Raw genomic sequence first — 25,802 nt, 5'->3', positions numbered from 1 at the left:
TCGGGAACCTGTGTCAGCGGCCGGCGACGAGAGATTCCAGGTAGACCGCGACACCGTCGTCGTCGTTGCTCGGCAAGATCGTGTCGGCAACCGCGAGAGTGTCGGGGGCGGCGTTGGCCGGACACAGTGCCAGCCCGGCCCAGCGCAGCATGGGCAGATCGTTGATCGCGTCGCCGCAGGCGGCGACTTCGGACGGATCGATACCCCACTGCGTGCACAGTCTCGACAGTCCGGTGGCCTTGGAGACACCGTCGGCCGCCATCTCCAGATACGGGGCGCCGGAATGGGTGGGAGTCACCTGGGGTATGCCTGCCGCGGCGACCGCACGGAACAGGTGCTCACTGGTCACCTCGGGATGCCGGGCTACGATCTTCACGATCGGTTCGGTGTCGAGCGCAGACGAATCCGACAGCTCCATCGTCGCCGGGTCCCGGTGATGATCGGTGAACTCACACAGCGCCGCGTAGTCGGGATCGGCGACAAACCTAGTGGGCCCGACCGAAGCGAAAACCGTTCCGGGGACCAGAGTGCGAACCCGGGACATCGTGTCGTGCGCAATGTGCGCCGGTAATGGTTGTACGTCAATGACTTTCGGTGTGCCGTCGGCGAGGTCGAGGAGGACTGCGCCGTTGGCCGCCACCGCGAATCCGCGAAAGCCGCAGGAGGCCGCCAATGTCTGGACCGAGTGCTGGGCCCGAGCAGTCGCCCACACCACGATGATGCCGGCCTCGGCAGCCGCGGCCATCGCCGCGGCTGTTCGCGCGCTCACCGCGCGGTCGGAGTCGAGAAGGGTTCCATCGAGGTCGGTTGCCACCAGGCGAATGCTCACTCGTACATGATGCCAACATGCCGTGGTGATCCTGTACGCTCACGTACCGATCATGGGTTACATCCTGGATCACAGTGTAACGTCGATATGTGCATCTAGGGTTGACCAGCTGAGAAGGGGAACAGTATGGACACCGCTGTGCCGGTGTTGACGGCATTACCTGAGCCGTTGCGTGACCCGGTGGCCCTGGCGATTCCGTTTTTCATTCTTTTCCTGCTGCTCGAGATCGCGGCAGCCCGCATCCTCGAGCACCGGGAGGCAGCTGATCCAGGCGCGGCCGGGCGACCGGGTCCCGGCGCATACCTGAAGGCCGACGCCCGAGCGAGTATCTCGATGGGGGTGGTCTCCATCGTCACCACTGCGCTGTGGAAGGCGCTGGCGCTTGTCGTCTACGCCGCGCTGTTCGCATATGTGGCGCCGTGGCAGCTGCCGGCAGACCGGTGGTACACATGGGTCATCGCGCTGGTCGGCGTCGACCTGCTCTATTACACCTATCACCGATGTGCCCACCGGATTCGGCTGATCTGGGCCACGCATCAGGCCCACCACTCCAGCGAGTACTACAACCTCTCGACGGCCCTGCGGCAGAAGTGGAACAACAGCGGCGAGATCGTCATGTGGTTGCCGTTGCCGCTCTTGGGTGTGCCGCCGTGGATGGTCTTCTTCGCGTTCTCGGTGAGTTTGGTGTACCAGTTCTGGATTCACACCGAACGCATCGGGCACCTGGGGCGTCCGGTCGAGTTCATCTTCAACACCCCGTCGCACCACCGCGTCCACCACGGCCGCGATCAGGAGTACCTCGACAAGAACTACGGCGGCATCCTGATCATCTGGGATCGGATGTTCGGGACCTTCCAGAAAGAGTTGCATCGTCCGCACTACGGGCTGACCAAGCCGGTGGACACCTACAACATCTGGCGTCTGGAAACGCGCGAGTATGTCGCGATCGCCGCCGACGTCCGCCGGGCCGCCCGGTGGCAGGACAAACTCGGATTCATCTTCGGGCCGCCGGGATGGCAGCCACGAAAGTCGGCTGTCGACGAGGTCGTGTCTGCGGGCTGAGCAACCAAGCCACCGAGGTGTCGGTGCTGATCGTTACCGTGGGTGTGTGTTGCTCGCAGAGGTTGTGTCCACGAGTGCGGCGGTGGCCGGCACCCGGTCGCGGAAGTCCAAGTCCGCCGCACTTGCTGCGCTGATCAGCGCGTGCGCGCCCGACGATGTCCCGATTGTCGTGTCGTGGTTGTCGGGAGAAGTACCGCAGGGACGTCTGGGTATCGGATGGCGGACCCTGGCCGGTGCACGGACCGAGCCCGTGCCGGATTCGGGGTGGACCGTCTCCGAGGTGGACGAGCTCTTGACCGACCTGGCCCAGACCTCCGGCGCAGGGTCGGTGGCCCGGCGCAAAGAACTCCTCACGCGGTTGATGTCGGCGGCCACCGATGACGAACAGACGTTCCTCATCCGTCTGCTCACCGGCGATATGAGGCAGGGCGCCGGTGAAGGCGTGATGACCGACGCGATCGCGGTCGCGGCCGGCCTGTCGGTCGACGTGGTCCGGCGTGCCTTCATGCTGTCCGGGGACCTGGCGGTGACAGCTGCCGCCGCGATCAGTGGTGGGGCGCAGGCGTTGGGAGAGTTCGCGTTGAGCGTGGGGCGTCCGGTGCGGCCCATGCTGGCGTCTCCGGCCACCTCGCTTGCCGATGCCCACGCCGCGCTCGGCGGCGCGGTGAGTGTGGAATACAAGCTCGACGGCGCCCGGATCCAAGTGCATCGAAAAGGCGATGAGGTCGCCATCTACACCCGCACGCTCAATGACATCACCGATCGGGTGCCTGAGCTGGTCGAGCTGATTCGTGAATTGCCCTGTGAATCGGTGGTTCTCGACGGTGAAACACTGGCGTTGAACGACTCGGGTCGGCCACGTCCGTTCCAGGAGACGATGAGCCGCTTCGGTGCCACGTCCAAACGTGAACTCCTACTGCACCCGTACTTTTTCGACTGCCTCCATCTCGACGGTGTCGACCTGCTCGACGAGCCGCTGTCGGATCGACTGGATGCGCTCGATCGTGTCGCGTCCGCGCACCGCATCCCGTCGTTGGTGGCCCCAGACCTCGCGGCGACCGAGATGCACCTCGACGCCGCCCTCGCTGCCGGCCACGAGGGCATCATGATCAAGTCCCTCGATTCGGTGTACGCGGCCGGGCGACGCGGCAAGACCTGGCAGAAGGTCAAGCCGGAACACACGTTGGACCTGGTGGTGCTCGGTGCCGAGTGGGGTTACGGCCGCCGCACGGGCTTCCTGTCGAACCTGCATCTGGGCGCCAGGGATCCCGACGGAGGTGACCCGATCATGGTCGGCAAGACGTTCAAGGGATTGACCGACGAGTTGCTGCGGTGGCAGACAGAGGAATTCCCGAAACACGAACGCGATCGCGACGGCCAGGCGGTCTATCTGACACCGACGCTGGTCGTCGAGATCGAGCTCGATGGTGTGCAGGTCAGCTCGCGTTACCCGGGTGGTGTGGCGCTCAGGTTCGCCCGCGTACTCCGCTACCGACCGGACAAGACTGCGGCGCAAGCCGATTCGATCGATGCGGTCCGCTCGTTGTTGGCCGGCGGATGACCGGCAGTGTTCGGAGCATGGGGTGTGTCAGATCGGAAAGGCGACCCCGGTCAACTCCTCCGAAACCGACCATAGCCGTTGCTGGACATCTACCTGATGAGACTTCGCGCTGGACGTGACCAGCACGGGATGTCCGCGTTGCTCCATGAAGCCACTGGGGCCGTAGTAATGGGCTCCCCGGGCGTCGGGGTCGGTCGAGGCGCGCAGAATCGGTAACGCCCCCATCTCTGCGGACTGGAAGAGAAACTTCGCGGCCAGGTCCTGAATCCAGCGGAGCTTCGCCGGGGTGTGTCTGGTCAAATCGGTATTCGCACCGCCAGGGTGTGCCGCGACGGCGATGGTGGGGGTGGCCGCGGCCGCGAGGCGCTTGTCGAGTTCGTAGGTGAACATGAGGTTGGCCAATTTTGACTGTGCGTAGGCTGCGGCAGCGGAGTAAGTGTGTTCGGAGTTCAGGTCGCCGAAGTTGACGTCGGCCCGCACTTTGTGGCCCAGACTGCTGACCGTCACGACGCGTGATCCCTTGACAGTGAGTAGATGGTCCAGGAGTAGTCCGGTCAGTGCGAAATGTCCGAGGTGATTGGTGGCGAATTGCAGTTCGTAACCGTCTTCGGTGACGGTCTTGGGACCGAACATCACCCCGGCATTGTTGATCAACAGGTCGATCCGGGGGTACATGGAGCCGAGCGCAGCGGCGGCGTCTGCGACTGATCGCTGTGATGCCAGATCCAGTTCCTGGACAGAGACTTTCGCGTGGGGATAAGTCGTGAGAATCCGCTCGGACGCCTGTTCACCTCTGGTCGTATCACGTACGGCGAGGACCACGTGTGCTCCGTTGCCGGCGAGCACGAGTGCAGTCCGGTACCCCAGGCCGCCGCTACCGCCGGTGATGATCGCGACGCGGCCGCTTTGGTCAGGCACATCGGTCGCGGTCCATCGATTACTCATCGGATACGTACCTTCGGATCTGTCTGTAGGGGGTAGCCCGGCGACCGCTGTATCCAACAGTCATGCGTCTTCGTCGGACATCCAGTGGACGAAGCGCTGGAGCGAGTACATGGCGTCGTGGGGGCTTCCGAGGACATGTTTGGCCGCAGATCCGAGACGGACGACGCGTTGAGCGCCGGCGCACGCGAGGCGGTCGCGAAGCGCGGTTTTGCGTTCATACGGGTATATGCCAATCGTCTGGGTCGCGACATTGACGAACGGCACTGCGGCATCGAGTGATTCGACGTGGACAACATTGACGGTCTTGCCGCTGGGGTGAAAGGAGACTCGTTCATCGGAGAGTACGACCATGCCGGCTCCGTCAAACGTGCCCCACACCTTGTACTCGCCCCCCATCATCTGGAGCATCTCGATCTCTTCCCGCATTTCGGAGGGGATCGGTGGCGCGGTGGCGGAGGCGGTCTCGCGGTCGACACCGAGGCGTTCGACGAGTGCTTCACAATATTGTTCGATGCCTGTGCGGTCGCCTTCGGCATAGACGAATCGGCTCGCGAGGCAGGCTTCCTGGTTGAACAGTGTGGCGTCTTCCGCGGTTTGTTCGGCCACCGCTTCGATGGTCGCCTGGTCGGCGAAAGCTTCTCTGCCGAGCATGGAGATCGACGTCTTGGGGTCGAACGAGACCAGTTGCAGACCTGGTCCGAGGTAGCGGATGACGTTGTCGATGGCCGGTCCGCCGCCCCATGCTGCGATTTTGTCGAAGTACTGGGGGCGGTACAGGGTTCGTTCGATGGTCTCGTCGCCGCCGCGCCAGTAGATGGCCGACATGGAACGGACGACCGGATGGTCGGGATCGATGCCGGCCATGGTGCGTAGTACGGCGACGGTGGTGAACGGATCGCTTGACGGCATCTTGAAGAGGTTGACCGCCTTGACCAACGCGCCCTGGGCAATCGAGGAGACGCAGCCCGCCGGAGAATTGCCTGCCAGCATGTGGACCATGCGCGGTGGGAATGCGCGGATCGCACCGGAGTTGCCGTTGATGTCGGTCCGGGACACCCAGCCATCGAGGGCGGCGGGGTTCGCGAAGTTCGACTCGATCATCGAGGTGAGCATGCCCCGCTCGAGGAGGTACGGTGCGCCTCGGTAGAGGTTTTCGACGACGCGACGCGGCAGTGGATTGGTCTCCACGACCCGTTCGAGTGCCTCTTGCATATACGGGTTCCGGTCCAGTGCAAGCTGTTCGCCGGTCTCGACCAGAAAGTCGATGATGTCGTCGACCTTGACGTCGAGCAGGGGTGGAAGCTCCGAACGCGGCTGGATCAGTTCGTCCAAATCGATTTCGGGCGTCGTGAAGTCGACGCCGAGATCCCGTGACCGGTGCCGGACCGTGGTGTCGGTGACGAGTTTTCCGCGAACGAAAAAGGGTGCGGCAACAGCGGGTTCGCGGTCGGTCGGCGCCGCATTGAGGTCGACACTCATGAGATCCCCCGAACATAGGCGTCGGTGGTGCCCGAGCAGCTGATCTTGTCGCCGCCGGGCAGATCGGAGTATCGGCCGATGTTGTCTCGGATGGAGGGGCTGCGGTTCCCGCAGGCGCAGGGGTTGTAGTCTGCGACGATTTTGTCGCCTGAGATGACCCCGTTCCAGCGGCCGTCGAGGGACAGGTCGAAAAACGCTGCGCGCCCTTCGATTTCCCCGGTGGACGGGGGAAGGAGGTTTTCACCCGTCTCATCGAGGAGTAGCAGCATCAACCACGGCGGGACGTGATAGCGCTTGGCTTGGCAACGTGGCATGGCAGCGTTGATCTCTTGCATGCCATACATCTGGAACACGCGCTCAGGCGCCAGGTTGAACGTCTCCACGATGTACTCGAAGTAGTCGGGCGGCAGGTTCGCACCCTTTAGCCCGCCGCCGATGTAGATGGTGTTCTCCGGGTGAAAGTCGCTGCCACAGAATCCCATTTCGCGTACTGCCACCGCGATCGGATAGAGGGAGGCAAACATCCCGGATAGGAGCATCTTCTCGTTGCGGCCGGCCACGAGGGCTTCGGCAGAGATGGTCAACGCCTGTTCCATGATCTGCTGACGCGCGGCGGACGTCGCCTCGAACCTGGCCATGTCCGCGGGCCGTGCGTTGCCGTCTGCCATGGCTTTGCGCAAGGTCACCATGCTGGTGATCTGGCCGATCGTGATCGGCGGGACCGGATATAGGAAGGGCTCGGAGTCCGGGGACGTGAACCCCTCGATGAGCGCATCGCGGATCGTGAGATTGCGCGGCGCTGTCGCCGTCGGAGCCAGGCCATACAGCTTGCGGCCGTCGCCCGGCGTCGATCCCGAACCCCAGGCGAACGAGCGAATCGCCTCACGCCTGTTCCAATCGAGATCCGCTTTTGAGGAGTTCATCATCGCCGACTTACCGGTGGTTCCACTGGAACAGCACAGAAAATGCCCGGCTTGTTCCAACCTACCGAGCCACTCGTCGATATCGGAAACATCCTCCAGATCAACATTTTTCACCGGATTGGTAGAGATTGTCTCGAGCCATCTTCCGAGCCTGTCCCACTTCTGTTCGACAAGCCAGCCTTCGGGATAACTCTTGTATGCGGTGTGTGCGAACAAAAGAGGAACAAGGTCTTCCCGCGTCTTCACCTCGGTGATGCCTGCCTCGTCGGCACGGTTCTGCAGCAATCGGATTCGTCCGAGTCGATCCTGAAACAAGTCGTTCGCTGCCTCCAACTGGAGTGGCAGCAACTCGGGTGCGGGAACGTCGTAGCATTCCTCAACATCCACCATGCTCGTCAACCTCGTCAGGGCTGACCCCGTATCGAGAGGTGTGGCCATCTGATTCCCCTTTGGTCATGGATTGCTGGTGGACTGCACTTAACCGTATTGGCACCAGAGCCGTATACTTATTTGGAAAATCAGGTCTCGGGCCAATTCGGACACCGACGTGTCGATGCACGTCGAAGTCGCAACCGCGCTATTTTGGGACCGATGACAACACGTCGAGGACGGCCGACCCATGCCGAGGCCAAGGAGCTGGACCGGCAGTTGCGCGAGGCGGCAGTTGCGACCTTTCTGGAGCACGGGTACGACGGCACCACGATGGAAGCGATCGCGCGAGCTGCGGGGATAACCAAGCGAACGCTCTATGCCCGCTATGCGGACAAGCATGAGCTCTTTGTGACGGTGATTCCCTGGGCGCTTTCGCGTCTTGACGAGCAGGACGTGGTCCGCGAACCCGAGGGTGACGACGTCGCTGCGTCGCTCATCGCGATCGGTCGCGCGGCGATCGCCCGCGCCGTGGACCCGAAGACCACGCAGCTCATGCGGTTGGCCATGTACGAGAGGTCACGGTTTCCGGAGTTCGATGTCAAGCCGGAATCCATGGCTTGGTCGGCGCAGCATCAAGCAGTCGCCGACGCGCTGCGTCTTCACCGCGATCGAGAAGGCCTCGTGATCGGTGATGTCGAACTGGCGGCGGAGCAGTTTCTTGCCATCGTTGTGGTCCTCCCCGGTCGGCTTGCCGACTTCGGGGTTTTCCGCTCACCTGAGGAAGAGGAACTGCGCCTTCAGCACGCGGTCACGCTGTTTCTGTATGGAATGCTGCCTCGCTGATCACTGGTCAGGGCTGGTCGCCACGCATGGCGGGCCGGTGGTGCCGGCTGATGGTTACCTAAAACTTTAAATATCCGGTTTCGTGTACATAGTCGATACTCGGAGTTATGCTCGTCACACCTCGCACCATATGTGCAGGTCAGGAGGGGCGGAGCCTTCTTCGTGATGCGATCGACCGGCGTCGCAGCGCACTCGACTGCTGGGGAATGTTCCATCAGGCGAACCCAATGATCCCAGGAGTTTCATGAGCGACTTCGATTCGATCAACTACTTCACCGACACTTGGATCGTCGATGGCCCATACCCCTACTACGACCATTTGCGGTCGAAATGTCCGTTCGGCACGCGTCGGGTCATGACGCGATGACGGTGACCGGCCTCGAAGAAGGGGCCGAGGTCCGCCAGTCCTCCTGCGAGCCGACCTACATCGTGCGCGGTCTGGCCGTGTTGCACTTCGACTTCACACCTATTCCGTGAGCGGGCGGCGACGGTAAACGCCGCACGTTCTGGCTGATCCACTGGCGGCGCGGCGCAGGAACTCCGCGGTTGGGTTACAGATTCAGTGGCACATCCTTGCAAATGTGCTATTTCGACACAGGAGGAGCAAGTTGAAATCACACCTTTCGGGCATCGCATTGGTGGCCGTTGCGCTGATCGTCGTCGGCTGTAGTAGCCGTGATGGTGGTGAAAAGAACGACGCCGGTGGTACGTCCGCATCCGGAGGGACCTCGACGGCCGTATTCGGTGACCTGGGTGAGATCTGTGACACGGGATCACCGAAAGGTTCTCCTGCGCAGGGAGTTACCGAGACCGAGATTCATGTCGGTGTGGCATCGGACATCGGTTTCACAAAGGTCTCCGAATTCCCGGATGCAGCAAAGGTTTTCACGTCCTGGTGCAATGAACAGGGTGGAATCAATGGGCGCAAAATCGTCGCGACCACCCGCGATTCGAATTTGTTGCAAGTGCGTCAGCAAATGGTGACGGCTTGCCGTGAGGACTTCGCCCTGGTCGGCGGAGGTCATGCCTTCGATGGGCTGGGCGTCAAGGAACGTCTTGCGTGCGGGTTGCCCAGCTTCCCGGCTCAGGTGGCTCAACCACAGTCTGTAGGGTCGGACCTGGAGGTCAGCGCTTCGCCGAGTCGGGTCGCCGGGTATGACCCGTTCTACGGCATGGGCCAGTGGCTCATTCAAGATGCCTACCCTGAATCTGCCGGCGCGATCGGGATCATCAGTGGGGATTCTCCGGTTGTGAAAACGACGGGTGACCAGTCGGAGGAAGCTCTCACGGCAGCCGGGGGCACCATCATCTATCGCGATTCATATCCTCCGACAGGGATTGCCGACTGGACGCCCTATGCCCAAGCCATCAAGAACAAGGGCGTGAAGGGTCTGTTCTTCTATGGGGTGCCCGAGCAGTTGGCAAAGCTCGAAAGTTCGCTTACCGACATGGATTACAAGTTGGATTGGATCAACCCGGGTAACAATGCGTACAACGATTCGTTCATCGAGGCATTGGGTACGTCGGCCGGCGAACAGAATAATGTAGTGGAACTCGGCGGAGTTGCGCCGTTGGAGAGTGCAGACGAGGTGCCGGCGATGCAGCAGATCCATGACCTCTACAACCGCTATGCGCCCGACGCAGAATTGACGTTGCCATCGATTAAAGCATTCTCTTCGTGGCTGCTGTTCGCCAAGTCGGCGGCAAGCTGTGGGGATGATCTGACGCGTACCTGTACCTATGAGGCAGCCGTCAAAGAAACGGCGTGGACGGGTGGTGGCCTCACCGCGCCGATCGATCTGACGCCGGGCGCTGCGCCGTCACCCTGTTTCAACGTCGAGCAGGTGACGCCGGACGGCTGGATGGCCGCGGACTTCAAACCTGACAATGGTCCGTATCGCTGTAACATTCCGGCCTTCAAGTATCAGAATGACTACGGCAAGGCGATGACACTCGCTGATGTCGGCAAAACCATGGCCGACATCAAGTAGGAGCCGTCACCGGGTAGCGACACCAAAAGTCCTGCCCGGTGACGAACGCCCGTCATGAGGTTGCTGCGCCGGCTCCGTAGGCGATTTATGGCTGGCCGCCACTCAAATCTGTTGTGCGATCTCGACAACTCTGTCACGGGCGGCGGCCGCAGAGGTGGTGGCCTGTTCGGTGAACGGATCCAGAGCCGGGATCCGTCCGACGAGAGTGAGATCCGACGTCACCACCTCGACTTTCATACCCAGAGCCACACCGAGGACCTGCATGAGCGGGGGAACGGTGTGGTCAAGACCTTCGTCGTTCGACCCGGGTCCGTATGTCAGGCCACGTGATGAGATGACCACCACGGGAATCCCGGCGAATGGCTGATCGGCAGTGTCGTACGGCGCGGTGGTCCCAAGAACGTGGATGTGGTCGACCCAGGCCTTGAGCGTCGAGGGAATCGACCAGTTGTACATCGGTGCGCCGATGACCACCGCATCCGCGGCGGATATCTCCGCGATCAGTTCAGCCTGCAGCGCTTCTGCTTCCGGCGCGACATCCTCGATATCAACCCGGAGTCGCGGGGCGTAATGCAATCCGGCATCGGAAATGTGCGGCACCGGCTGTGCATGCAGATCTCGGTACGTGACCGTCCGTTCTTCTCCGCGTCCGAGCCACGTGGTGGCAAAGAGTCCGGTCAGCTCGCGGGAGACCGACGTCTTCGGATTGGCGGACGAATCGATGTGCAGCAACGTTGGCATCTGATCATTCTGCACCAGCGCTCGGGTAACGGATCGGACCGCGTGTCCGACACGCGCAAGGCGTTGTCCCACAGGTGGTTTGTCAAAGCAGGACACCTAAACCCGTTGCTCGAACAAACATTCGACAGATTAAGATTTCCGGTGTATTCTGATCGTAAGCGTTTTGATCAGATGTGCTGGGGGGCATGATGTCTGACGATCCACCTGTTGACTCTTCGGTTGATTCCTCGCCGGTTCCGGTACTGGTGCGCAAGTACCTCGAGTTGGAGTTGCTCGTTGCCGATATCGCGGACTGCGCTGATTCCGATATGTCTGGCGCGGAAGTCAATGAGCTTGTGCGGGTGCATGAACGGATCGCCCGTAAGGTCGAGTTCACCGGGTTGCGTCACCTGTTGCGGGTCTCGGATCGGTCATCGTTTACCGAAGCCGGGTATTCGTCACTGTTCGGTTTCACCCGTAGCGAGTTGCGGCTGACCAAAGGGCAAACCATGTCCCGGATCCGGGCCCTGGAGGCGGTCGGCCGGTTTCACACGTTGCAGGGGGAGGAGTTGGCGCCGAAATGCCCTGCCGCCGAGCAGGCCTGGTCACGCGGTTTGATCGGGGCGGCGCATATGGATGTCATGTTGGATGTGCGTAAGCAGATCCCGTCGGCCTCTGATCCGGCAGTCTATGACGTGGTCGATCATTGGATGACCGAAGAGGCCGTCGGCCAAGATCCCACCCAGCTGACCGCCGCCGGTCGCGCGGTGTTGGCCCGGGTCGACCCTGATGGCCGATTGACTGATGATTCCGATCGGGCCCGTAAACGGTCGATGGGTATCGGGGTTCAGGGGGTGGATCTGATGGCCAAGATCACCGGCACCCTGGACCCGGAAACCCTGGCCCTGTTGAGGACGGTGATGGATGTGTGGGCGGCGCCGGGGATGAACAACCCGGCCGACCCCAACTCGCCGACCGGAGCCAGTGATGACCCGAAACAGGACAAAGAGCTGATCAAGGCTGCTGCTGAGCGTGATACCCGTTCGAAGGGCCAACAATTCCACGACGCGCTCAAGGCGATCCTGAAAACCATTCTGGAGTGCAATCTGCTGGGCAAGTCGCATCGTGGTTTGCCGGCCCAGTTGATCGTCACGATGACCAAGCAGCAGCTTGACGAGTGTGCGGGGATCGCCAGAACGGCGTCGGGAGTGGACATTCCGGTCAACGAGGCCCTGAATCTGGCCGCCCGGTCGGACAAATATCTGGCCGTCTTCGCTGACCACTCCGCTGAGGTGTTGTATCTCGGCCGGACCAAACGGACCGCCCAAAAAGGTCAACGGTTGGCGTTGTTCGTCCGGGATCGAGGCTGCTCGCATCCTGGCTGTACCAATCCGGCGACCTGGGTCGAGGCCCATCACCTACTTGCCTGGATCAACGGGGGCCTGACCGACATCAACATGATGGGATCAGCCTGCCCGCCGCACCACAAACTCATCGGTGACGGACCGCATCAGTGGCAGACGATCATGATCACCGAAGGCCCCGATGCAGGCCGGGTCGGGTGGATACCGCCGGCGTCGGTGGATCCGGAAAGAAAACCGCGGGTCAACCGGGCCCAGCATGTCAATGAAACCCTCGCAGCAGCCTGGCAGAAAGTCCTGGCCGACCGCCAGGACTCACTCGCACAACACCGACAAAAACTCTCCCGCGATCACGACAACTCCAAATCCGAACTCGATCCGGAATCAGGGCCCGACGCGGACTTCATCAATCCTGACCGGGTCGAATAGTCATCAACTCGAACACATGTTTCGTGATCGCGAGCGTCCCGCTGCGGTGATTCGGATACGAATAGCGGCAGGCCCCTGCGAATTTGTGAAATCGCAGGGGCCTGACAGGGGTCGGGGTGTCGACCGGCTGACGGTCAGGGAGTGAGGTTCTCCCGGAAGAGGCTTTCGAGGGTGCTGAAGTGACGTTCGTCGGCATCGCGACGATAGGACGGTAGGTCGGACATCGTGAAGCCGTGCGGCGCTTCTGGATACACCTCGGAGGTGTACAGCAACCCGGCAGCGTCGAAAGCCCGTTCCAGGATCTCGATCTTCTCGGCGGGCATCGACCGATCGTTGTCGGCATGTCCGAGGTACAGGCGCGCTCGCGCGTTCTTGGCCACGGTATGTGGGCTGTCGACGGCGTCCGTCACAAGATTGCCCCCGTGGAATCCGGCAGCTGCCTTGACTTGTTCCGGTCGTGCGCCGGCGGTACGCAATGCCAGAGCCGCACCCATGCAATACCCGGTGACACCGATCCCGTCACCGCTGACCTCCGGGAGCTCGAGCAGTCGATCAACGTACTCTCCGACGTCCGCGGTGGCCAGACCCGAGCCCAGCGATCGAACTCGACCCATCGCGCCGGCCATGAACTCATCACGGTAGGTGGGATCGCTCAGATCGCCCTGGACCGCGAGATCTTCGATGGTGCCATGGCGGTAGAACGCGTTGGGGGCCATGACGACAAAACCCCAACCGGCGATTCGGTCAGCCATCTCGTAGATGCGCGGGCGAAGACCGAAAGCATCCATATACAAGAGGACGCCGGGATGAGAATTCTCAGCTGGTCGGGTTACATAGGCTTCCGCAACGCCGTGTCCGGCCTCGATCTCGATGGTGGTGCGCAACATGAACACAACGCTACCGGGGCCTCCCGTGCGGGTTTCGACGGGTCAGCCCTGCGCTGTCATGACCTCACGGGTACGAACTCGGGTTGGTCGAGCACTCGTAGCCAGCTGCCGTCGGGTTGCTTGCGCGCCACCTGGGCGCGGGCCCCGGCACCGTCTCGCGGCGGGGTCGAAGTCAAGGCGATATCGCCGCTGACCAGCGTCGGCAGAGGTTCTTCCGCCTGGAAACGGGGTTGATGTGACAGCACCTGAGTCCACAGTTCTCGGATCGCTGCCCGTCCCACAGTCTGCTCGCCAGGTGGGTACGCCATCACCGCATCCTCTTCATAGAGCAGGGCGACACCCTCGGCGTCGCCGGCATTCGATCGTTCCACGAACAGTCGGGTCAGGTCTTCGGGACGACGCGCGGTCTCTCGGGGTGACATTGTTCATCCTTCCGTAGGTGTGATCCCAGCCTCGCTCCACCTGCACAAGAAGTCCAATACATTGTTCTGACACATACTAGAATCAGAGCTTATGGAACTGAGGCAGTTGGAGTACTTCGTCGCGGTGGCCGAGGAAGCCAACTTCACGCGTGCGGCCGAGCGGGTCCGGATCAGCCAGTCCGGGGTGAGTGCCCAGATCCGGCAACTCGAACGAGAACTCGGCGCGCAACTGTTCGATCGGTCGAGTCGCGTCGCAAGGCTCACCCCCGCGGGTGAGGCTGCCCTCGGCCCGGCTCGGACCGCTCTCGCGGCGGCCGGTGAAGTGGGCCGGGCGGTCGACGACGTGAGCGGACTGTTGCGGGGCAGGTTGGTGATCGGGATGGTTGTCGGCTGCACGATCACACCCCTGTTCGCTGCGATCGAGAAGTTCCGGACGTCCTACGCGGGCATCGAAATCGCTGTGCAAGAGGCAAACTCGAACGAGTTGATCGACGACGTCCGCGCCGGGAGGCTGGACGTCGCGATCGTCGGCACCGCGGGTCCGGTCGACGATGAGCTGGAGGCATCCGTGATCGTCAGTGAGGGACTGGTGGCGCTGGTGCCGCCTGGCCATCACCTTGCGGATCGAAAGCGCATGATGGTGACCGATCTTGCCGGTGAGGCATTGGTGGCGATGCCGGTGGGGACCGGTGTCCGGGCGGTTCTCGACGTCGCCTGCGCTGCGGCCACGTTCTCGCCGATGGTGGTGATCGAGGCCAGCGCCGGGGAAGCGGTATCGGAGTGTGCGGCCAGGGGACTGGGAATCGGGATCCTGAGCGAGTCGATGGGTGCGGACGATCGTGGACGGGTGCAGGTGATGCCGATCGTGGGTGTCGATGTCCCGGCGCAGTTGTCGGCGGTGTGGTCGACGCCGACGAGTCCGGCGGTGCGGGCGTTCATTCCGCTCCTTCACGAAGCGTTCGGCCTGTGATCGCCGACCACGCGTTCACCGAAGCCGAACGGGCCGCGGTCTATCGCGTCATGGCCGAGCGCCGTGACATGCGCATCTTCGCCGCCGATGCGACCGTACCCACCGATGTTCTGGAGCGGTTGCTCCAGGCCGCGCATGCCGTGGGCAACAGGACGCCCGCTGAGCGAGTTCGTCGGCGAGAACGGTCGGTGATCGGCGGGCACCCGGGGGAGTGTCGACTTGTGGCCAGTCGTACCTAGGAGCCCTGCCAGTCTTCTCCGGGGGCTCCGGTGACGCTGTTGTGATAACTCAGCAGCCGGGACAGTAACTCCGTCAACTGATCTCGCTCGTCCGCCGTGAGCGGTGCCAGTAACTCGTCCTGTGTCTTCGACAGCCGCTTCTCGAGACGGTGCAACTGCCGTTTGCCCGAGGGGGTCAACGAGATGATGTTGCGTCGCCGGTCCGTCATGTCCGGAGTCCGCTCGACGTGGCCGCGTTCGGCGAGTTCGTTGATCGTCGCAACCAGGTCGCTGACGTGAATACCGCTTCGGCGGCTCAACGTGGCCTGGCTGGACGGTCCCACGCCCTCCAGCGTCGCGAGCAGTCGGTAGTGGTATCCACGGGCCTCAACGGCGTTGAATCCCTCCGACACCAGATGGTGCGCATGGTCCGCAGTCCGGGTGAGCAACCAGCTCGGTAGAGCTTTCCATGGCGCGGCCGTGTCCTCGGACGGGTTCTCCATGGGAAAAGTCTAGTCGAATCGTTGGACAGCACCAACGGTCTAGGATACCGTTTGGAGCACAAACGTTTGGCGTCCAAACGTTTACTGACCAAAACTTGATGTTCAGGGAGTACGAGGATGATCAAGACCTTTCGTATCGACATCCCCCAGGCCGACCTCGACGATCTGGAGGATCGGCTGCTTCGGTCCCGATGGCCCAACGAGGTGGCCGACGCGGGCTGGGACTACGGCTTCTCGATGCCGCGCCTTCGAGAGTTGGCCGATCACTGGCGCGTGGACTTCGACTGGCGGAAGGAAGAAGCCAAGCTCAACGAGTTTCCGCACTTCACCACCGAGATCGACGGCCAGAACATACATTTCATTCATGTCCGGTCGTCGACGCCGGACGCGCCGGCGCTGATTCTCACCCATGGGTGGCCTGGCTCGTTTCTCGAATTTCGTGACGTGATCGAGCCGCTCTCGCGCGACTTTGATCTCGTCGTCCCGTCGATTCCGGGTTTCGGCTTCTCTGGGCCGACCCACGAACGCGGCTGGGACGTCGCCCGGATCGCCCGAGCCTGGGCGGAGCTCATGCGTCGTCTGGGGTATGACCGTTTCGGCGCGCAGGGTGGCGACTTCGGGTCAGGGATCTCGCTGGCGCTCGGCGCAATGGCACCGGAGCGGGTCGTCGGGGTTCATGTCAATTACCTGCCGACCCCGCCGGATCCGGAAGGCGCCATCGCGCTGTCCGACTCGGACCGTGCCCGGCTGGAAAGGGTCCGGCAATTGATGGCACAACGTCCGCCGTTTCAGGCGCTGCAGGCGTTGACGCCTCAGACCATCGGCTACGCATTGACCGATTCCCCGGTAGGGCAGCTGGCCTGGATTGCCGAGAGGTTCGAGGAGTGGACCGACCCGGATTCGAGGGTCGATATCGATCGGATGCTCACCAATATCTCGCTGTACTGGTTGACCGGCACCGCTGCGTCATCCGCGCGGCTCCACCACGACGCGCCCCGGCGGGTCGAGCCGTGCCCGGTGCCGACGGGTGTGGCGGTGTTCGCGCACGACATCACACTGCCGGTGCGGCCGCTTGCCGAGCGGCTCTACGACATCAGGCACTGGTCGGAGTTCGGGCGGGGTGGGCACTTTGCGGCCATGGAAGTGCCCGACCTCTTTGCCGCCGACGTTCGAGAGTTCTTCCACGCCCGTACCGCCGATTCCTAGCGTGACTTGTTCTAGTTTAACTAGAACTATATGATCGGCTTGTGCTGATACGCGTCGATCCGACAGCGCCGCAAGCGCTCTATGAGCAACTCGCGGCGGCGATCCGGGGTGCTATTGTCCGCGGCGAAGTGGTTGCGGGGGAAAGGCTTCCGGGAGCGCGAGAGCTGGCCGAGTCGCTTGGAGTGAATGTGCACACCGTGTTGCGCGGTTATCAGGAGTTGCGTGATCAGGGTTTGGTCGAACTCCGTCGGGGCCGAGGTGCGGTCGTGGCGCAGACCGCGGTGCCGGATGAAGCCGACCTGAGATCGGCGATCGAGGCGGTGCATGCGGCCGCACGAAAGCTGGGCCTGGGCGGCGAAGATCTGGCAGCGATGATTCGGGAAGGTTACTGACAATGGGCTCGTCCGAGATCGAAACGAAGCGACCGAGGGTGCGGTTGATGGTTGTGGCGGTGGCCATTCCACTTGTCGCCACACTCGTATCGGCGATCCTGTTGGCCGTGTGGCGAGATGAGCTGCCGGATCAGGTCGCAACACATTGGGGACCCGGCGGTGAACCCGACGGATTCATGTCGGTGTCCGGTCTGACGTGGTCGCTTGTTGTCGGTGGGATCGTCCTGACGGTGTCGGCGGCGGTGGCAGCCGGTCTCTGCCGGGAATACACGCTGTGCGTCTCCATAATCAGTGGCGTCGCGGCGCTGGCTGCGTTCATCCCCGCGCTGGCATTATCGGCAACCGGTCAGCAACTCGGTGTAGTCGACGCCACGTCGGTGGGGCTGCCATGGTGGTCTCTGGTGTTGGCGTTGGCAATCGGTGCCGTCAGTGGTGTGCTGTTGCATCGGCTGGTACCGAAATGGACGTCTCCGGCGACTGTGACGTCTTCGACCATTCCGATGGCCATCGAGCCCACTGAGCGTGTCGTGTGGACCAGAGCGGTCCTCAGTGGCGGAATACCGTTGGTGCTCATGGTGTCCGGAGTGGTGATGTGTGTCGCCGTCGCGTTGCTGTCCGGTCAATGGTTGTTCGTGGTCCTGGCCGCGATCGTGGCTCTGGTCGCGGTGCTGCTGTACGGAATGCGTGTCACTGTCGGTCCGCAGGGCCTGACGGTCCGGAGTGTCGCCGGTTGGCCCAGGATGACCACACCGGCATCGGAGATCGCCGCGGTGCGCGCGGTGAAGGTCAGCGCGCTCAAGGACTTCGGTGGATACGGTTATCGCTTCGGGTTCCGCGGGGACCTGAAGGGCGCCAAAGGTTTTGTTCTCAAGTCCGGCGACGGGATCCTCGTCGACCGCATTGATGGTGGTCGGCAGATCGTGGTGGTCGACGATGCGGACACCGGTGTCCGTCTTCTTGAGGCCTATCGGTTGCGTGCCCACGACGCGGCGTGAGGGATTGCTGCCCGGACACAGCAGACGCCCGAGCTCCCGCGGGATATCCGGAAAGCTCGGGCGTCGAGGCGATCACGGCAGGCGCAGGGCCGCCGTTGCTGTCTCCAGGTCGATGACGTCGGCATACTTCGCGCCGACATCGAAGAGGTTGGAATCATGGATTTCCTGGCTCCGGTCACCGCAGGCCTCGTTGACCACCTTCGGTATGAACCCGTGCTGCATCGCGTCGGTGGCGCTGGCGCGCACACATCCCGAGGTGGACACCCCGGAGATGAGAACCGTGTCAACACCATTGGCGGTGAGCGTCGACGCCAGCGAGGTTCCGAAGAAGGCCGACGCATACTGTTTGACGACGACGGTTTCGCCGGCGATCGGCATCAGCTGCGGTACAAAGGCGCCCAAACCATCCGGATGACCGGCCTCGAGAAATCTCAGGGCACCGACCTTCTTGGTGAACAACCCTCCGTCCACGAGCCCGGGGCCGTATTCGACTCTGGTGTGGACGACGAGGACGCCGGCGGCTCTGGCGGCCTCCAGCAATGCCGAAGCCCGCTCGATGAGGGCTGGATCAGGTAGGCACAGGGGTGATCCCGGCCGGAAATAGGCTTCCAGCATGTCGATCATCACCAGTGCCGGGCGGCGGCCCCAGCCGAGGGAGCCGCCGAACCCTGCCTTCTCGTAGTCCTGCTGCTTGTCGAGGCCTGCGGTCTCGGTCATGCCGAAACCTCGACCGCCCGCTCGCACGCCTCGAGCAGCGACTGTTCGCTCAGTTCGGCCTGCGGGAGTTCGGCCACGATCTGGCCGTCGTGCAGGACCATCACGCGGTGACAGATCGCCGCGAGTTGTTCATGGTCACCGGAGAAGACCACCACCGATGCGCCGCCGGCAGCAAGATCGGCAACCCGATCGAGCAACTGGCGGGAGGCCCCGGCATCGACGCCCTGAGTGGGTTCGTCGAGTAGGAGTACCGACGGGTTCATCTGCAACCATTTGGCCAACACCAGCTTCTGCTGGTTGCCGCCGCTGAACTGTCGAACCTGCCAATGCGGCTGTGCCGGAACCATACCGGAGTTCTGTACGAGTTCCAGCGCATCTTCGCGTTCCTTGCGCCAGTTGGTCAGGAGACCGAACCTGGTGTACTTGCCCAGTGCCGGGAGCGTCGCGTTCTCCACGGTTGATGCGTCGAGCCAGACACCGTCGCGATGACGGTTTCCTGGAACCAATGCCAGTCCGGCCGCGATTGCCGCACGGGGCTTGTTCGCCGGCACGGCGGTCCCGTTCACCATGACTGTTCCCGCAGTCCGTGCGAGTTTGCCGGCGAGCAGCAGGGGCAGTTCCTCGTGGCCCATCCCGGCCAGGCCGGTGAATCCGACGATCTCGCCGCTCTGGACGGTCACCGACAGGTCGCGGACGACTCCGCCGCTGACGCGGTCGAGAACCAGCTGAGGTGTGGGCTTTTGCGCCTTCGCCGGCGGATCGGGGTAATACTCCGTCAACCGACGTCCGAGGATGTCTGCGACCAGGTCTGAACGGGTCAGTCCCTCGGTGGACCGGGTCAATACCCGCTCACCGTCGCGCAGCACGGTCACGTTGTCGCATTCGTCGAGAACCTCACCGAGGCGGTGACTGACGAAGATGACACTTGAACCGAGGTCGGCAACGTTGCGCATCATCGCGGTGACCTGGGCGGCTTCGCTGTGTGAGAGCGAGGCCGTCGGTTCGTCGAGGATGAACAGGTGACCTTCGTGCCCGTCACCGAGAGCCCGCACCGCACGCACCAGTCCGACAAGTGCGCGCTGTGCGGGACTGAGATCGGAGACCATCGTGTGCAACGGCAACTCGATGCCGATGCGTTCGGCGATCTCGCGACAGGCCTTGGCCTCTTTACGGTCCTGCACCCAGCCGAGGGTGCGTGCACCGTAATCCGTTGCCACCCCGATGTTCTCCAGCACCGTCATTTCCGGTGCCAGCCCGAGGTCCTGATGGATGACGGCGATGCCGTGGTCGGCGGGGTTGTGGACCGGGAGGTCCAACTCCTTGCCGAACAGCTTCACCCGGCCGGTCTCGGGCCGGTAGTAGCCGGCCAGGCACTTGATCAAAGTGGACTTGCCGCTTCCATTTTGACCGACCAGCGCGTGCACCTCGCCACGCTGCACCTGCCAGGTCAGCGGGTGCAATGCGTAGTTTCCGTCGAACTGTTTTGACAGATCCTCGATCTCGAGTGCCGGGCTGGTGCTCATTTCGCTGCGCCCCGCCGCTTGCCGACCAGCTTGGCCAGTGCGACCGCGATCATCAGGGCCAGGCCGTTGAACAGCGGGCTGACCCAAGATGCCGCTCCGGCGAGTTGCAGGCCGGTGATACCGACGACCAGCAGGTACACCGCGACCATTGTGCCGATCGGGTTGAAGCGGCCGACGGTGATCGCGGTGGCGCCGAGGAACGTCGCGGCAAAGGGCGCCAGCAGATACTGGTTGCCGATGCCCGGATCGATGGCTCCGAGGTTGCCCACCAGGATGATCCCGATGATGGCGCCGACCAGACCCGACACCACATAGGTCACGGTGCGGATGCGGGCCACGGAGATACCGGCGAGCAGTGCGGCGTCCCGGTTGCCGCCGATGAACAGCATGTAGCGGCCGACCGGGGTGCGCTGGTAGACGAACCACAGGACCGCCACGAAGATCCAGGCGTACCAGGTGGTCATCGGCAGGCCCATCAGCTTTGCCCGTGACAGCTCCACATAGAAGTCCGGGACACCGGTGACGATCTTGGAATCGGTGATGGCATAGCCGATTCCGGACAGTGCGGTGAACATTCCGAGGGTGGTGATGAACGAATCGACGCCGACCTTGACGACCAGCAGGGCGTTGATCAATCCCACCGCCACGCCGACGGCGAGGGCGACCAGGATGACGACCGCCGGTGAATATCCGTTGGTCGACATGACCGCGACCACACACGCACTGGTCACCATCACACCCGGGATTGCGAGGTCGAAGTCCCCGGTCCGTAGTGCGAGGGTGGCGGCCAGTGCCAACAACAGGATGATGGCCTGCGAGTTGATCATCGCCGAAACGATGCCCGTGGACCTGAACTCGGGCAGGAACAGCGCGCAGATCGCAAACGCCAGCACCAACAGACCGACCAGCGCATAGCGCTCGACGATCGACGTACTCTGTCGAACTTTGTGGTTGGTGGCCGGCTTCTCCGGCTTGTCGGGAGTTGCCGCGTTGCCCGTGGACGGGGCGACGACGGCACCAAGGTCATTAGTCATGATTTCTCCGGTGTGTGTGGCCGCGGGCATGTCCATGCCCGCAGGGCGACGGTTACTTCGCCCAGGCCTCGGTGAAGGCGGCCTGGAAATCGGTGTAGTTCGGGTTCACCGCGTCATTCGAGTCACCGGCGTTGGTGCTGTCGATGAGTCGGGTGGGGATCACGATTCCGGACGGCTGCGCGCCGGTGATGGCCCGGATCGCGTCGTCGAGCATCGTCCAGCCGAGCCATGCCTCCGGCGGTGCAGCCACGGTGACGTCCTGGCCCTTGCCCGAGCGGATGGCGTCGAGGCTCGAGGCGATCCCGTCTCGGCCAAGGATCTTTGCGTTCGGGTTCTTCATCGCGACGGTCGGCTCGACGAAGGTGACGCCGGAATCCCATGCGGTGAAGATGTAGTCGGTGTTCGCGTCGCGGGTCATCTCGGTCTGCACTTTCTGGGGCAGATCGGTCGCGGCGTTGGCCAGGTCGATGTCCAGGGCGGTCAGCTTGCAGTCGTCCGGGCAGTACTCGTCGTAGACGCCCTTGGCTCCGTTGGCCATGTTCTCGTAGATCTCGATGGCTGTCGGCTGTGCGAGAACCGTTGTCGCGGTGCAGCCCGAGTCGGCCAACGTCCACGCGGCGAGCGAGGCGCCGTCTGCGGTGTAGTCGGCGCTGATGTTGGAGAACACACCATTTGCCAGCGGTGCACTGGCGTCACCGGAGAGCGCGTTGATCACCGGGATCCCGGCGTTCTTGGCATCGGCGAGCGCGCCGGCCAACAGTGCGGGCTCGACACCGAGCAGAACGATTGCGTCTGCTTTCTGGGCGATTGCCTGCGAGACACCCTCGTTGAACTTGTTGGTCTGACCCTGACCGTCGAAGATCGTGGTCTTGACCCCGGCTGCCGCGGCAGCCTCGTTGAAGCCATTGGTGGCGGCGGTGGTGAACTCGTTGGTCACCACGTTGATCATCCAGATGCTCTTGCCCTTGGCGGCGGCGAGATCCAGGGTCGACTGGGGGACAACCAGCGGTGCAGGCTCTTTGGCCGAGGCCACCAGATCGGTTGTGGCAGTCGTGCACTCGGTGTTGCCGGCTGCCTTGTCCGACGAGCCGCCGTTGCTGCTGTCGTCGGTGGCACTGGTACATCCGGCAAGTAGGGATCCCACAGCGAGCGCTGTGATCATCCACGAAGCGGTCTTCTTCACGAAGTCCTCCTGATTGGTATGGGGGTGGGGGCTGATGCTGGTTCTGCTCGCGGAACTGGCCCGTGGAGCAGAAGATATGGAACGGAGAAGTCGGAGCGCAGGGTGTCCGAATCAGTGCTCGCGGAGCAGAGTTCCGGAACCACGGACCTGATCGGTGATCCCGTTGGTGCGCAGCGCATGCCACCAGGTGGCGGCGTTGATGGCGATGACCGGCTTGCCGAGCCAACGCTCGGCCTCGTCGGCGAGACCGACCATCGACAGGTTGGTGCCGACCTGCACGATGGCGTCGATGTCAGGGCCGTCGACCTCGAGGATGCTCCGCCGCAGCGTATCTTCGGAGACCCTGGCGATGTCGACCGCGGACGGGCATTGGAGGCCCTTGAGATTGACGACGTCGTATCCGGCTTCGGTGAGGAACAGTCGCACCATGTCATCGGCGATCGGCTGGTAGGGAGTGATTACTCCGAGCCGCCGGGCACCGAACAGGTCGAGCGCACGGCGCACGGCGTCGGCACCGGTGGCCAGTTTCTTGCCGGAGAAGGTCTCGATCTGTTCGGTGAACAGTCGGTTGCCTTCGATTCCGCCCCAGAAGGTTTCGGCCGACATGCCCATCACCAGGTAGTCGGGATCGCAGGTCAGCACACGCTCACACGCGGCATTGATCTCCGCGCGGATCTGATCGAGCAGACCTTCGAAGTCATCGTTGCTTGTCAGCGTCTGATTCCGGATATGGATCCGTGCGACATGCGGGGTCACTCCCGGCACCGTCATGCGGTAGTAGTCCGGCTCTACGACAGTATTCGTCGAGGGGGCCAGAACCCCGAAAACGTTGCGCCAGCCGAGCACGTCAACCATGAGACTCCTTTGGGGATTGCACACAAAGTGTGGTGTGCCAAAACTGATTCTGTGTACATCGTGAGATGCGGTGTTGCCGCTTGTTAACGAAAGCTACGGTAGTTCTGTGTCGAAACAATAGCGGTAAGCACGCGTGTTTACAGGGAGTTTACGGAAATATTCCGGCGGATCTGGTCTGCTGTACAGTCGTTTGTGCTCCTGAGCTGCGCTAATGATCTAAATAGGGTTGTATACATAATGGTTGACCTTCTACGACCGCGCAGTCATAATTGTGTGCAGTTCGATCACATGAAGCACAGCGGATCGGTGTACGACACGAGCACTCGAAGTGGATCGCCAGATCCGCCGGAGATCGTCGTCGCCCCGCGAGGAGAAGGAGCAGCCATGGCGATGCAGAGAACGGTCTTGACCTTGGAAGATGCGGACGCCGTCTTGGCGGCGGCTCGGGCCAAGGCCGTCGAGATCACTGTCCCGATGGCTGTGAGCGTCATCGATCATGCCGGTCAGACCATCGCGTTCATCAAGATGGACGGCAGCCCGCTGATGGCCGAACCGATGGCAAAAGGCAAGGCTTACACGGCTGTTGGCATGGGACAGCCGACATCGATGTGGGAGGACGCCGGCGCCGCGAGTCCATCGTTCGCCGGATCGATCACGGCCGTTCCGGGCTTCACGCCTTTCGGTGGTGGACTTCCGCTCCTGGTGGACGGAACGCTCGTTGGGGCCATCGGGGTGAGCGGTGGAACGACCGAAGATGACATCAAGGTGGCAACCGCAGGCGCGGCGGCAATCCAGTGACCAGCACGGCCCCAACATTTTTGACCGAAAAGATCACCAATGAGAACAGGATTGAACATGGGTAAGTTTGACGGACAGGTCGCTTTCATCACCGGTGGTGCGCGCGGACAGGGCCGCTCGCACGCGGTTCACCTCGCCGAACAGGGTGCTGACATCGTCATCACCGATTCGCTCAAGGACAACGCGACCACCCCGTACGCAATGGCCACGCAGGCTGATCTCGATGAGACCGTCCGCCTCATCGAAGGATTGGGGCGCAAGGTCCTGGCGCGACAGATCGATGTGCGAGATCTGGACGGACTCATCGCATTTGCTGATGAGGTTGTCGAGAAGTGGGGCAAGATCGACATCCTGCTCGCCAATGCGGGCATCATGACGGCGGTGCCGATCGCAGAGATGTCGGGAGAGGTCTGGGGCGAGACGGTCGACATCAACCTGACAGGTGTATTCAACTCGTTCCGTGCGGTTCTGCCACACATGGCCAAGGCCGGCTACGGACGCGTTGTCGCCACCTCGTCCGGCGGCGGGCACATCGGATTCAACAACCTCGGTCACTACTGTGCTGCCAAGTGGGGCGTCATCGGTCTGGTGAAGTCTGCTGCGATGGAAATGGCCCAGAGTGGTGTCACGGTCAACGCCGTCACCCCGACGAACGTCAATACCGACATGATCCGTAACGCATCGTGTGAGGCACTGTTCCTTCCGGGTGTCGAGAATCCGACCATCGAGCAGATCGAATCCGCCTACGTCATCAACCCGATGGGCGTGCCGTGGATCGAGCCTGTCGACGTCTCGCGCACCATTGCGTTCCTGGTGTCGCCGGATTCGAAGTACATCACCGGTGAGACCATCGGCCCCCTGGCCGGTTCAGGTGCCACCAATGGTGCTGCGTAACAACATCTGACGCGTAGGCGTCATCACGGCGGGGCCCTTCGGATGCAGGCATTCGAAGGGCCCCGCTCTTTTGTGGCTGCATCAGGTCGGGCCGACTTCGTGGCGACTGCGGTACGAGAGAAGCGCCTGCGGGTATCGGAGAAACACAACAGCGCCCCGGCGGATGCCGGGGCGCTGTTGGCCGCCGAAAACACCTGGGGGGGAGGCGTTCCGGCTGGCCTGTTGGCTATCGCTTGGCGCGCTCTGCGAGCTCGGCGTCGGTGTACCAGGTCTTGCGGGGAGGGGACTTGATCTCGAGTTGGATGGTGTCCTCGAGAGCTTCGCTCATGTGCGGCACTCCGCGTGGGTGCAACCAGGTGTCACCGGCTTCGGCGATGAACTCTTCGCCGCCGATGACCAGTCGAAGCTTGCCGCGTAGGCAGTATCCGATGGACTCGTGATCGTCGTGCTGGTGCATCGGGTCGATCATGCCCTTGCCCTTGAACGCCTCGACGAAGATCATGTCCTGGCCGACCATCAGTGCGCGGACGGTCAATTCACCCTCTTCGACGGTATCCTCGATCAGGCTGACCGGATCCGACGGGATGTCGGAGTTCTTGGTGAACAGGCGTCCGCTGGGCTTGATCATCCGATCTTCGATGTCAATTGCCATGAGGTTTCTCCTTCAATAGTGCTGGGCTGTCGTACTTT

The 25,802-nt window shown here is 62.5% G+C and carries 27 protein-coding genes; 13 read left to right on the top strand and 14 right to left on the bottom strand.

Annotation, left to right across the window (positions count from 1 at the left end; translation table 11 throughout):
- Nucleotides 1-13: 13 nt before the first annotated feature.
- On the bottom strand, nucleotides 14-829 hold the full coding sequence (locus AC51GR_RS16930; RefSeq protein WP_496325790.1) for an HAD family hydrolase: 816 nt from the start codon (nucleotides 827-829) through the stop codon (nucleotides 14-16).
- Nucleotides 830-955: 126 nt separating this feature from the next.
- Here AC51GR_RS16930 and AC51GR_RS16925 point away from each other — a divergent pair, with 126 nt between their 5' ends.
- A complete protein-coding gene (locus AC51GR_RS16925) occupies nucleotides 956-1,891 on the top strand; it encodes a sterol desaturase family protein (protein ID WP_496325789.1) in 936 nt (311 codons plus the stop codon).
- A 46-nt stretch (nucleotides 1,892-1,937) separates the two neighbouring features.
- Entirely contained in the window at nucleotides 1,938-3,452 is a 1,515-nt protein-coding gene (locus AC51GR_RS16920; protein WP_496325788.1) for an ATP-dependent DNA ligase, read from the top strand.
- A gap of 27 nt (nucleotides 3,453-3,479) precedes the next feature.
- Here the strand turns inward: AC51GR_RS16920 and AC51GR_RS16915 are convergent, their stop codons facing one another.
- The 3 genes from AC51GR_RS16915 to AC51GR_RS16905 are packed head-to-tail and all read right to left on the bottom strand — an operon-like array spanning nucleotide 3,480 to nucleotide 7,189.
- A complete protein-coding gene (locus tag AC51GR_RS16915) occupies nucleotides 3,480-4,397 on the bottom strand; it encodes an SDR family NAD(P)-dependent oxidoreductase (RefSeq protein ID WP_496325787.1) in 918 nt (305 codons plus the stop codon).
- Nucleotides 4,398-4,457: 60 nt separating this feature from the next.
- The gene (locus tag AC51GR_RS16910; protein ID WP_496325786.1) at nucleotides 4,458-5,876 is read right to left on the bottom strand and encodes an acyl-CoA reductase; all 1,419 of its coding nucleotides are present in this window, start codon (nucleotides 5,874-5,876) and stop codon (nucleotides 4,458-4,460) included.
- Nucleotides 5,873-7,189 carry a hypothetical protein gene (locus AC51GR_RS16905; RefSeq protein WP_496325785.1) on the bottom strand — a complete coding sequence of 439 codons (1,317 nt, stop codon included), beginning with the start codon at nucleotides 7,187-7,189 and terminating at the stop codon, nucleotides 5,873-5,875. Before AC51GR_RS16905 ends, AC51GR_RS16910 begins: the two co-directional genes overlap by 4 nt.
- 120 nt (nucleotides 7,190-7,309) lie before the next feature.
- Between AC51GR_RS16905 and AC51GR_RS16900 the strand changes: the two genes are divergently transcribed.
- The 3 genes from AC51GR_RS16900 (at nucleotide 7,310) to AC51GR_RS16890 (ending at nucleotide 10,005) form a co-directional block, all read left to right on the top strand.
- Nucleotides 7,310-8,014 carry a TetR/AcrR family transcriptional regulator gene (locus tag AC51GR_RS16900; RefSeq protein ID WP_496325784.1) on the top strand — a complete coding sequence of 235 codons (705 nt, stop codon included), beginning with the start codon at nucleotides 7,310-7,312 and terminating at the stop codon, nucleotides 8,012-8,014.
- Between the two features lie 330 nt (nucleotides 8,015-8,344).
- On the top strand, nucleotides 8,345-8,491 hold the full coding sequence (locus AC51GR_RS16895; protein ID WP_496325783.1) for a hypothetical protein: 147 nt from the start codon (nucleotides 8,345-8,347) through the stop codon (nucleotides 8,489-8,491).
- A gap of 131 nt (nucleotides 8,492-8,622) precedes the next feature.
- Entirely contained in the window at nucleotides 8,623-10,005 is a 1,383-nt protein-coding gene (locus tag AC51GR_RS16890; protein ID WP_496325782.1) for an ABC transporter substrate-binding protein, read from the top strand.
- 102 nt (nucleotides 10,006-10,107) lie between these two features.
- Here AC51GR_RS16890 and AC51GR_RS16885 read toward each other — a convergent pair whose 3' ends face one another.
- A complete protein-coding gene (locus AC51GR_RS16885; protein ID WP_496325781.1) occupies nucleotides 10,108-10,746 on the bottom strand; it encodes an FMN-dependent NADH-azoreductase in 639 nt (212 codons plus the stop codon).
- A gap of 185 nt (nucleotides 10,747-10,931) precedes the next feature.
- Here AC51GR_RS16885 and AC51GR_RS16880 point away from each other — a divergent pair, with 185 nt between their 5' ends.
- Nucleotides 10,932-12,515, top strand: a complete 1,584-nt coding sequence (locus tag AC51GR_RS16880; protein WP_496325780.1) for an HNH endonuclease signature motif containing protein — start codon at nucleotides 10,932-10,934, stop codon at nucleotides 12,513-12,515.
- Between the two features lie 134 nt (nucleotides 12,516-12,649).
- On the opposite strand, the gene AC51GR_RS16875 is transcribed toward AC51GR_RS16880, so the two are convergent.
- Both AC51GR_RS16875 and AC51GR_RS16870 read right to left on the bottom strand, forming a co-directional pair.
- The gene (locus tag AC51GR_RS16875) at nucleotides 12,650-13,402 is read right to left on the bottom strand and encodes a dienelactone hydrolase family protein (RefSeq protein ID WP_496325779.1); all 753 of its coding nucleotides are present in this window, start codon (nucleotides 13,400-13,402) and stop codon (nucleotides 12,650-12,652) included.
- A 56-nt stretch (nucleotides 13,403-13,458) separates the two neighbouring features.
- Nucleotides 13,459-13,824, bottom strand: coding sequence for a YybH family protein (locus tag AC51GR_RS16870; protein WP_496325778.1), 366 nt, complete (start codon nucleotides 13,822-13,824; stop codon nucleotides 13,459-13,461).
- 91 nt (nucleotides 13,825-13,915) lie between these two features.
- On the opposite strand from AC51GR_RS16870, the gene AC51GR_RS16865 reads away from it, so the two are divergent.
- Nucleotides 13,916-14,794: a LysR family transcriptional regulator gene (locus AC51GR_RS16865; RefSeq protein ID WP_496325777.1), complete on the top strand. Its 879-nt coding sequence runs from the start codon at nucleotides 13,916-13,918 to the stop codon at nucleotides 14,792-14,794.
- On the top strand, nucleotides 14,791-15,033 hold the full coding sequence (locus tag AC51GR_RS16860; RefSeq protein WP_496325776.1) for a hypothetical protein: 243 nt from the start codon (nucleotides 14,791-14,793) through the stop codon (nucleotides 15,031-15,033). The genes AC51GR_RS16865 and AC51GR_RS16860 overlap by 4 nt, the downstream gene beginning before the upstream one ends.
- On the opposite strand, the gene AC51GR_RS16855 is transcribed toward AC51GR_RS16860, so the two are convergent.
- Nucleotides 15,030-15,515: a MarR family winged helix-turn-helix transcriptional regulator gene (locus tag AC51GR_RS16855; RefSeq protein WP_496325775.1), complete on the bottom strand. Its 486-nt coding sequence runs from the start codon at nucleotides 15,513-15,515 to the stop codon at nucleotides 15,030-15,032. The two genes, AC51GR_RS16860 and AC51GR_RS16855, sit on opposite strands and share 4 nt — an antisense overlap.
- Nucleotides 15,516-15,632: 117 nt before the next feature.
- Here AC51GR_RS16855 and AC51GR_RS16850 point away from each other — a divergent pair, with 117 nt between their 5' ends.
- Genes AC51GR_RS16850 through AC51GR_RS16840 form a run of 3 tightly spaced genes read left to right on the top strand, consistent with a single transcriptional unit; the run spans nucleotide 15,633 to nucleotide 18,108 of the window.
- A complete protein-coding gene (locus AC51GR_RS16850; protein WP_496325774.1) occupies nucleotides 15,633-16,721 on the top strand; it encodes an epoxide hydrolase family protein in 1,089 nt (362 codons plus the stop codon).
- A 41-nt stretch (nucleotides 16,722-16,762) separates the two neighbouring features.
- Nucleotides 16,763-17,113 (top strand): GntR family transcriptional regulator, encoded by a 351-nt coding sequence (locus tag AC51GR_RS16845; RefSeq protein WP_496325773.1) that lies wholly within the window; start codon nucleotides 16,763-16,765, stop codon nucleotides 17,111-17,113.
- A gap of 47 nt (nucleotides 17,114-17,160) precedes the next feature.
- Nucleotides 17,161-18,108, top strand: coding sequence for a DUF1648 domain-containing protein (locus AC51GR_RS16840; protein WP_496325772.1), 948 nt, complete (start codon nucleotides 17,161-17,163; stop codon nucleotides 18,106-18,108).
- Nucleotides 18,109-18,180: 72 nt separating this feature from the next.
- Here the strand turns inward: AC51GR_RS16840 and AC51GR_RS16835 are convergent, their stop codons facing one another.
- The 5 genes from AC51GR_RS16835 to AC51GR_RS16815 all read right to left on the bottom strand — a co-directional run bounded on the left by AC51GR_RS16835 (nucleotide 18,181) and on the right by AC51GR_RS16815 (nucleotide 23,420).
- Nucleotides 18,181-18,825 (bottom strand): isochorismatase family protein, encoded by a 645-nt coding sequence (locus AC51GR_RS16835; RefSeq protein ID WP_496325771.1) that lies wholly within the window; start codon nucleotides 18,823-18,825, stop codon nucleotides 18,181-18,183.
- On the bottom strand, nucleotides 18,822-20,348 hold the full coding sequence (locus tag AC51GR_RS16830) for a sugar ABC transporter ATP-binding protein (RefSeq protein WP_496325770.1): 1,527 nt from the start codon (nucleotides 20,346-20,348) through the stop codon (nucleotides 18,822-18,824). The genes AC51GR_RS16835 and AC51GR_RS16830 overlap by 4 nt, the downstream gene beginning before the upstream one ends.
- Nucleotides 20,345-21,382 (bottom strand): ABC transporter permease, encoded by a 1,038-nt coding sequence (locus AC51GR_RS16825; protein ID WP_496325769.1) that lies wholly within the window; start codon nucleotides 21,380-21,382, stop codon nucleotides 20,345-20,347. The genes AC51GR_RS16830 and AC51GR_RS16825 overlap by 4 nt, the downstream gene beginning before the upstream one ends.
- Before the next feature lie 52 nt (nucleotides 21,383-21,434).
- Complete coding sequence (locus AC51GR_RS16820; protein WP_496325768.1) at nucleotides 21,435-22,565, bottom strand: substrate-binding domain-containing protein; 1,131 nt, start codon at nucleotides 22,563-22,565, stop codon at nucleotides 21,435-21,437.
- A 111-nt stretch (nucleotides 22,566-22,676) separates the two neighbouring features.
- Nucleotides 22,677-23,420, bottom strand: a complete 744-nt coding sequence (locus AC51GR_RS16815; RefSeq protein ID WP_496325767.1) for a maleate cis-trans isomerase family protein — start codon at nucleotides 23,418-23,420, stop codon at nucleotides 22,677-22,679.
- A gap of 384 nt (nucleotides 23,421-23,804) precedes the next feature.
- On the opposite strand from AC51GR_RS16815, the gene AC51GR_RS16810 reads away from it, so the two are divergent.
- Both AC51GR_RS16810 and AC51GR_RS16805 read left to right on the top strand, forming a co-directional pair.
- On the top strand, nucleotides 23,805-24,218 hold the full coding sequence (locus tag AC51GR_RS16810) for a GlcG/HbpS family heme-binding protein (RefSeq protein ID WP_496325766.1): 414 nt from the start codon (nucleotides 23,805-23,807) through the stop codon (nucleotides 24,216-24,218).
- Between the two features lie 57 nt (nucleotides 24,219-24,275).
- Nucleotides 24,276-25,112: a mycofactocin-coupled SDR family oxidoreductase gene (locus AC51GR_RS16805; protein WP_496325765.1), complete on the top strand. Its 837-nt coding sequence runs from the start codon at nucleotides 24,276-24,278 to the stop codon at nucleotides 25,110-25,112.
- Nucleotides 25,113-25,338: 226 nt separating this feature from the next.
- On the opposite strand, the gene AC51GR_RS16800 is transcribed toward AC51GR_RS16805, so the two are convergent.
- The gene (locus AC51GR_RS16800; RefSeq protein WP_496325764.1) at nucleotides 25,339-25,764 is read right to left on the bottom strand and encodes a cupin domain-containing protein; all 426 of its coding nucleotides are present in this window, start codon (nucleotides 25,762-25,764) and stop codon (nucleotides 25,339-25,341) included.
- Between the last annotated feature and the right edge of the window lie 38 nt (nucleotides 25,765-25,802).

The organism is Williamsia sp. z71, from assembly GCF_059553375.1.
Note: the sequence above shows the minus strand (reverse complement) of the source record. Positions and strands in the feature narration are given on the sequence as shown.

What these genes read in the sequence shown, in the direction of transcription:
- AC51GR_RS16800 (WP_496325764.1), bottom strand. Translation starts at nt 25,764, where the DNA reads ATGGCAATTGACATCGAAGATCGGATGATCAAGCCCAGCGGACGCCTG.
- AC51GR_RS16895 (WP_496325783.1), top strand. Translation starts at nt 8,345, where the DNA reads ATGTCCGTTCGGCACGCGTCGGGTCATGACGCGATGACGGTGACCGGC.
- AC51GR_RS16840 (WP_496325772.1), top strand. Translation starts at nt 17,161, where the DNA reads ATGGTTGTGGCGGTGGCCATTCCACTTGTCGCCACACTCGTATCGGCG.
- AC51GR_RS16805 (WP_496325765.1), top strand. Translation starts at nt 24,276, where the DNA reads ATGGGTAAGTTTGACGGACAGGTCGCTTTCATCACCGGTGGTGCGCGC.
- AC51GR_RS16825 (WP_496325769.1), bottom strand. Translation starts at nt 21,382, where the DNA reads ATGACTAATGACCTTGGTGCCGTCGTCGCCCCGTCCACGGGCAACGCG.
- AC51GR_RS16830 (WP_496325770.1), bottom strand. Translation starts at nt 20,348, where the DNA reads ATGAGCACCAGCCCGGCACTCGAGATCGAGGATCTGTCAAAACAGTTC.
- AC51GR_RS16905 (WP_496325785.1), bottom strand. Translation starts at nt 7,189, where the DNA reads ATGGTGGATGTTGAGGAATGCTACGACGTTCCCGCACCCGAGTTGCTG.
- AC51GR_RS16865 (WP_496325777.1), top strand. Translation starts at nt 13,916, where the DNA reads ATGGAACTGAGGCAGTTGGAGTACTTCGTCGCGGTGGCCGAGGAAGCC.
- AC51GR_RS16915 (WP_496325787.1), bottom strand. Translation starts at nt 4,397, where the DNA reads ATGAGTAATCGATGGACCGCGACCGATGTGCCTGACCAAAGCGGCCGC.
- AC51GR_RS16910 (WP_496325786.1), bottom strand. Translation starts at nt 5,876, where the DNA reads ATGAGTGTCGACCTCAATGCGGCGCCGACCGACCGCGAACCCGCTGTT.
- AC51GR_RS16880 (WP_496325780.1), top strand. Translation starts at nt 10,932, where the DNA reads ATGATGTCTGACGATCCACCTGTTGACTCTTCGGTTGATTCCTCGCCG.
- AC51GR_RS16810 (WP_496325766.1), top strand. Translation starts at nt 23,805, where the DNA reads ATGGCGATGCAGAGAACGGTCTTGACCTTGGAAGATGCGGACGCCGTC.
- AC51GR_RS16885 (WP_496325781.1), bottom strand. Translation starts at nt 10,746, where the DNA reads ATGCCAACGTTGCTGCACATCGATTCGTCCGCCAATCCGAAGACGTCG.
- AC51GR_RS16855 (WP_496325775.1), bottom strand. Translation starts at nt 15,515, where the DNA reads ATGGAGAACCCGTCCGAGGACACGGCCGCGCCATGGAAAGCTCTACCG.
- AC51GR_RS16815 (WP_496325767.1), bottom strand. Translation starts at nt 23,420, where the DNA reads ATGGTTGACGTGCTCGGCTGGCGCAACGTTTTCGGGGTTCTGGCCCCC.
- AC51GR_RS16875 (WP_496325779.1), bottom strand. Translation starts at nt 13,402, where the DNA reads ATGTTGCGCACCACCATCGAGATCGAGGCCGGACACGGCGTTGCGGAA.
- AC51GR_RS16925 (WP_496325789.1), top strand. Translation starts at nt 956, where the DNA reads ATGGACACCGCTGTGCCGGTGTTGACGGCATTACCTGAGCCGTTGCGT.
- AC51GR_RS16835 (WP_496325771.1), bottom strand. Translation starts at nt 18,825, where the DNA reads ATGACCGAGACCGCAGGCCTCGACAAGCAGCAGGACTACGAGAAGGCA.
- AC51GR_RS16870 (WP_496325778.1), bottom strand. Translation starts at nt 13,824, where the DNA reads ATGTCACCCCGAGAGACCGCGCGTCGTCCCGAAGACCTGACCCGACTG.
- AC51GR_RS16850 (WP_496325774.1), top strand. Translation starts at nt 15,633, where the DNA reads ATGATCAAGACCTTTCGTATCGACATCCCCCAGGCCGACCTCGACGAT.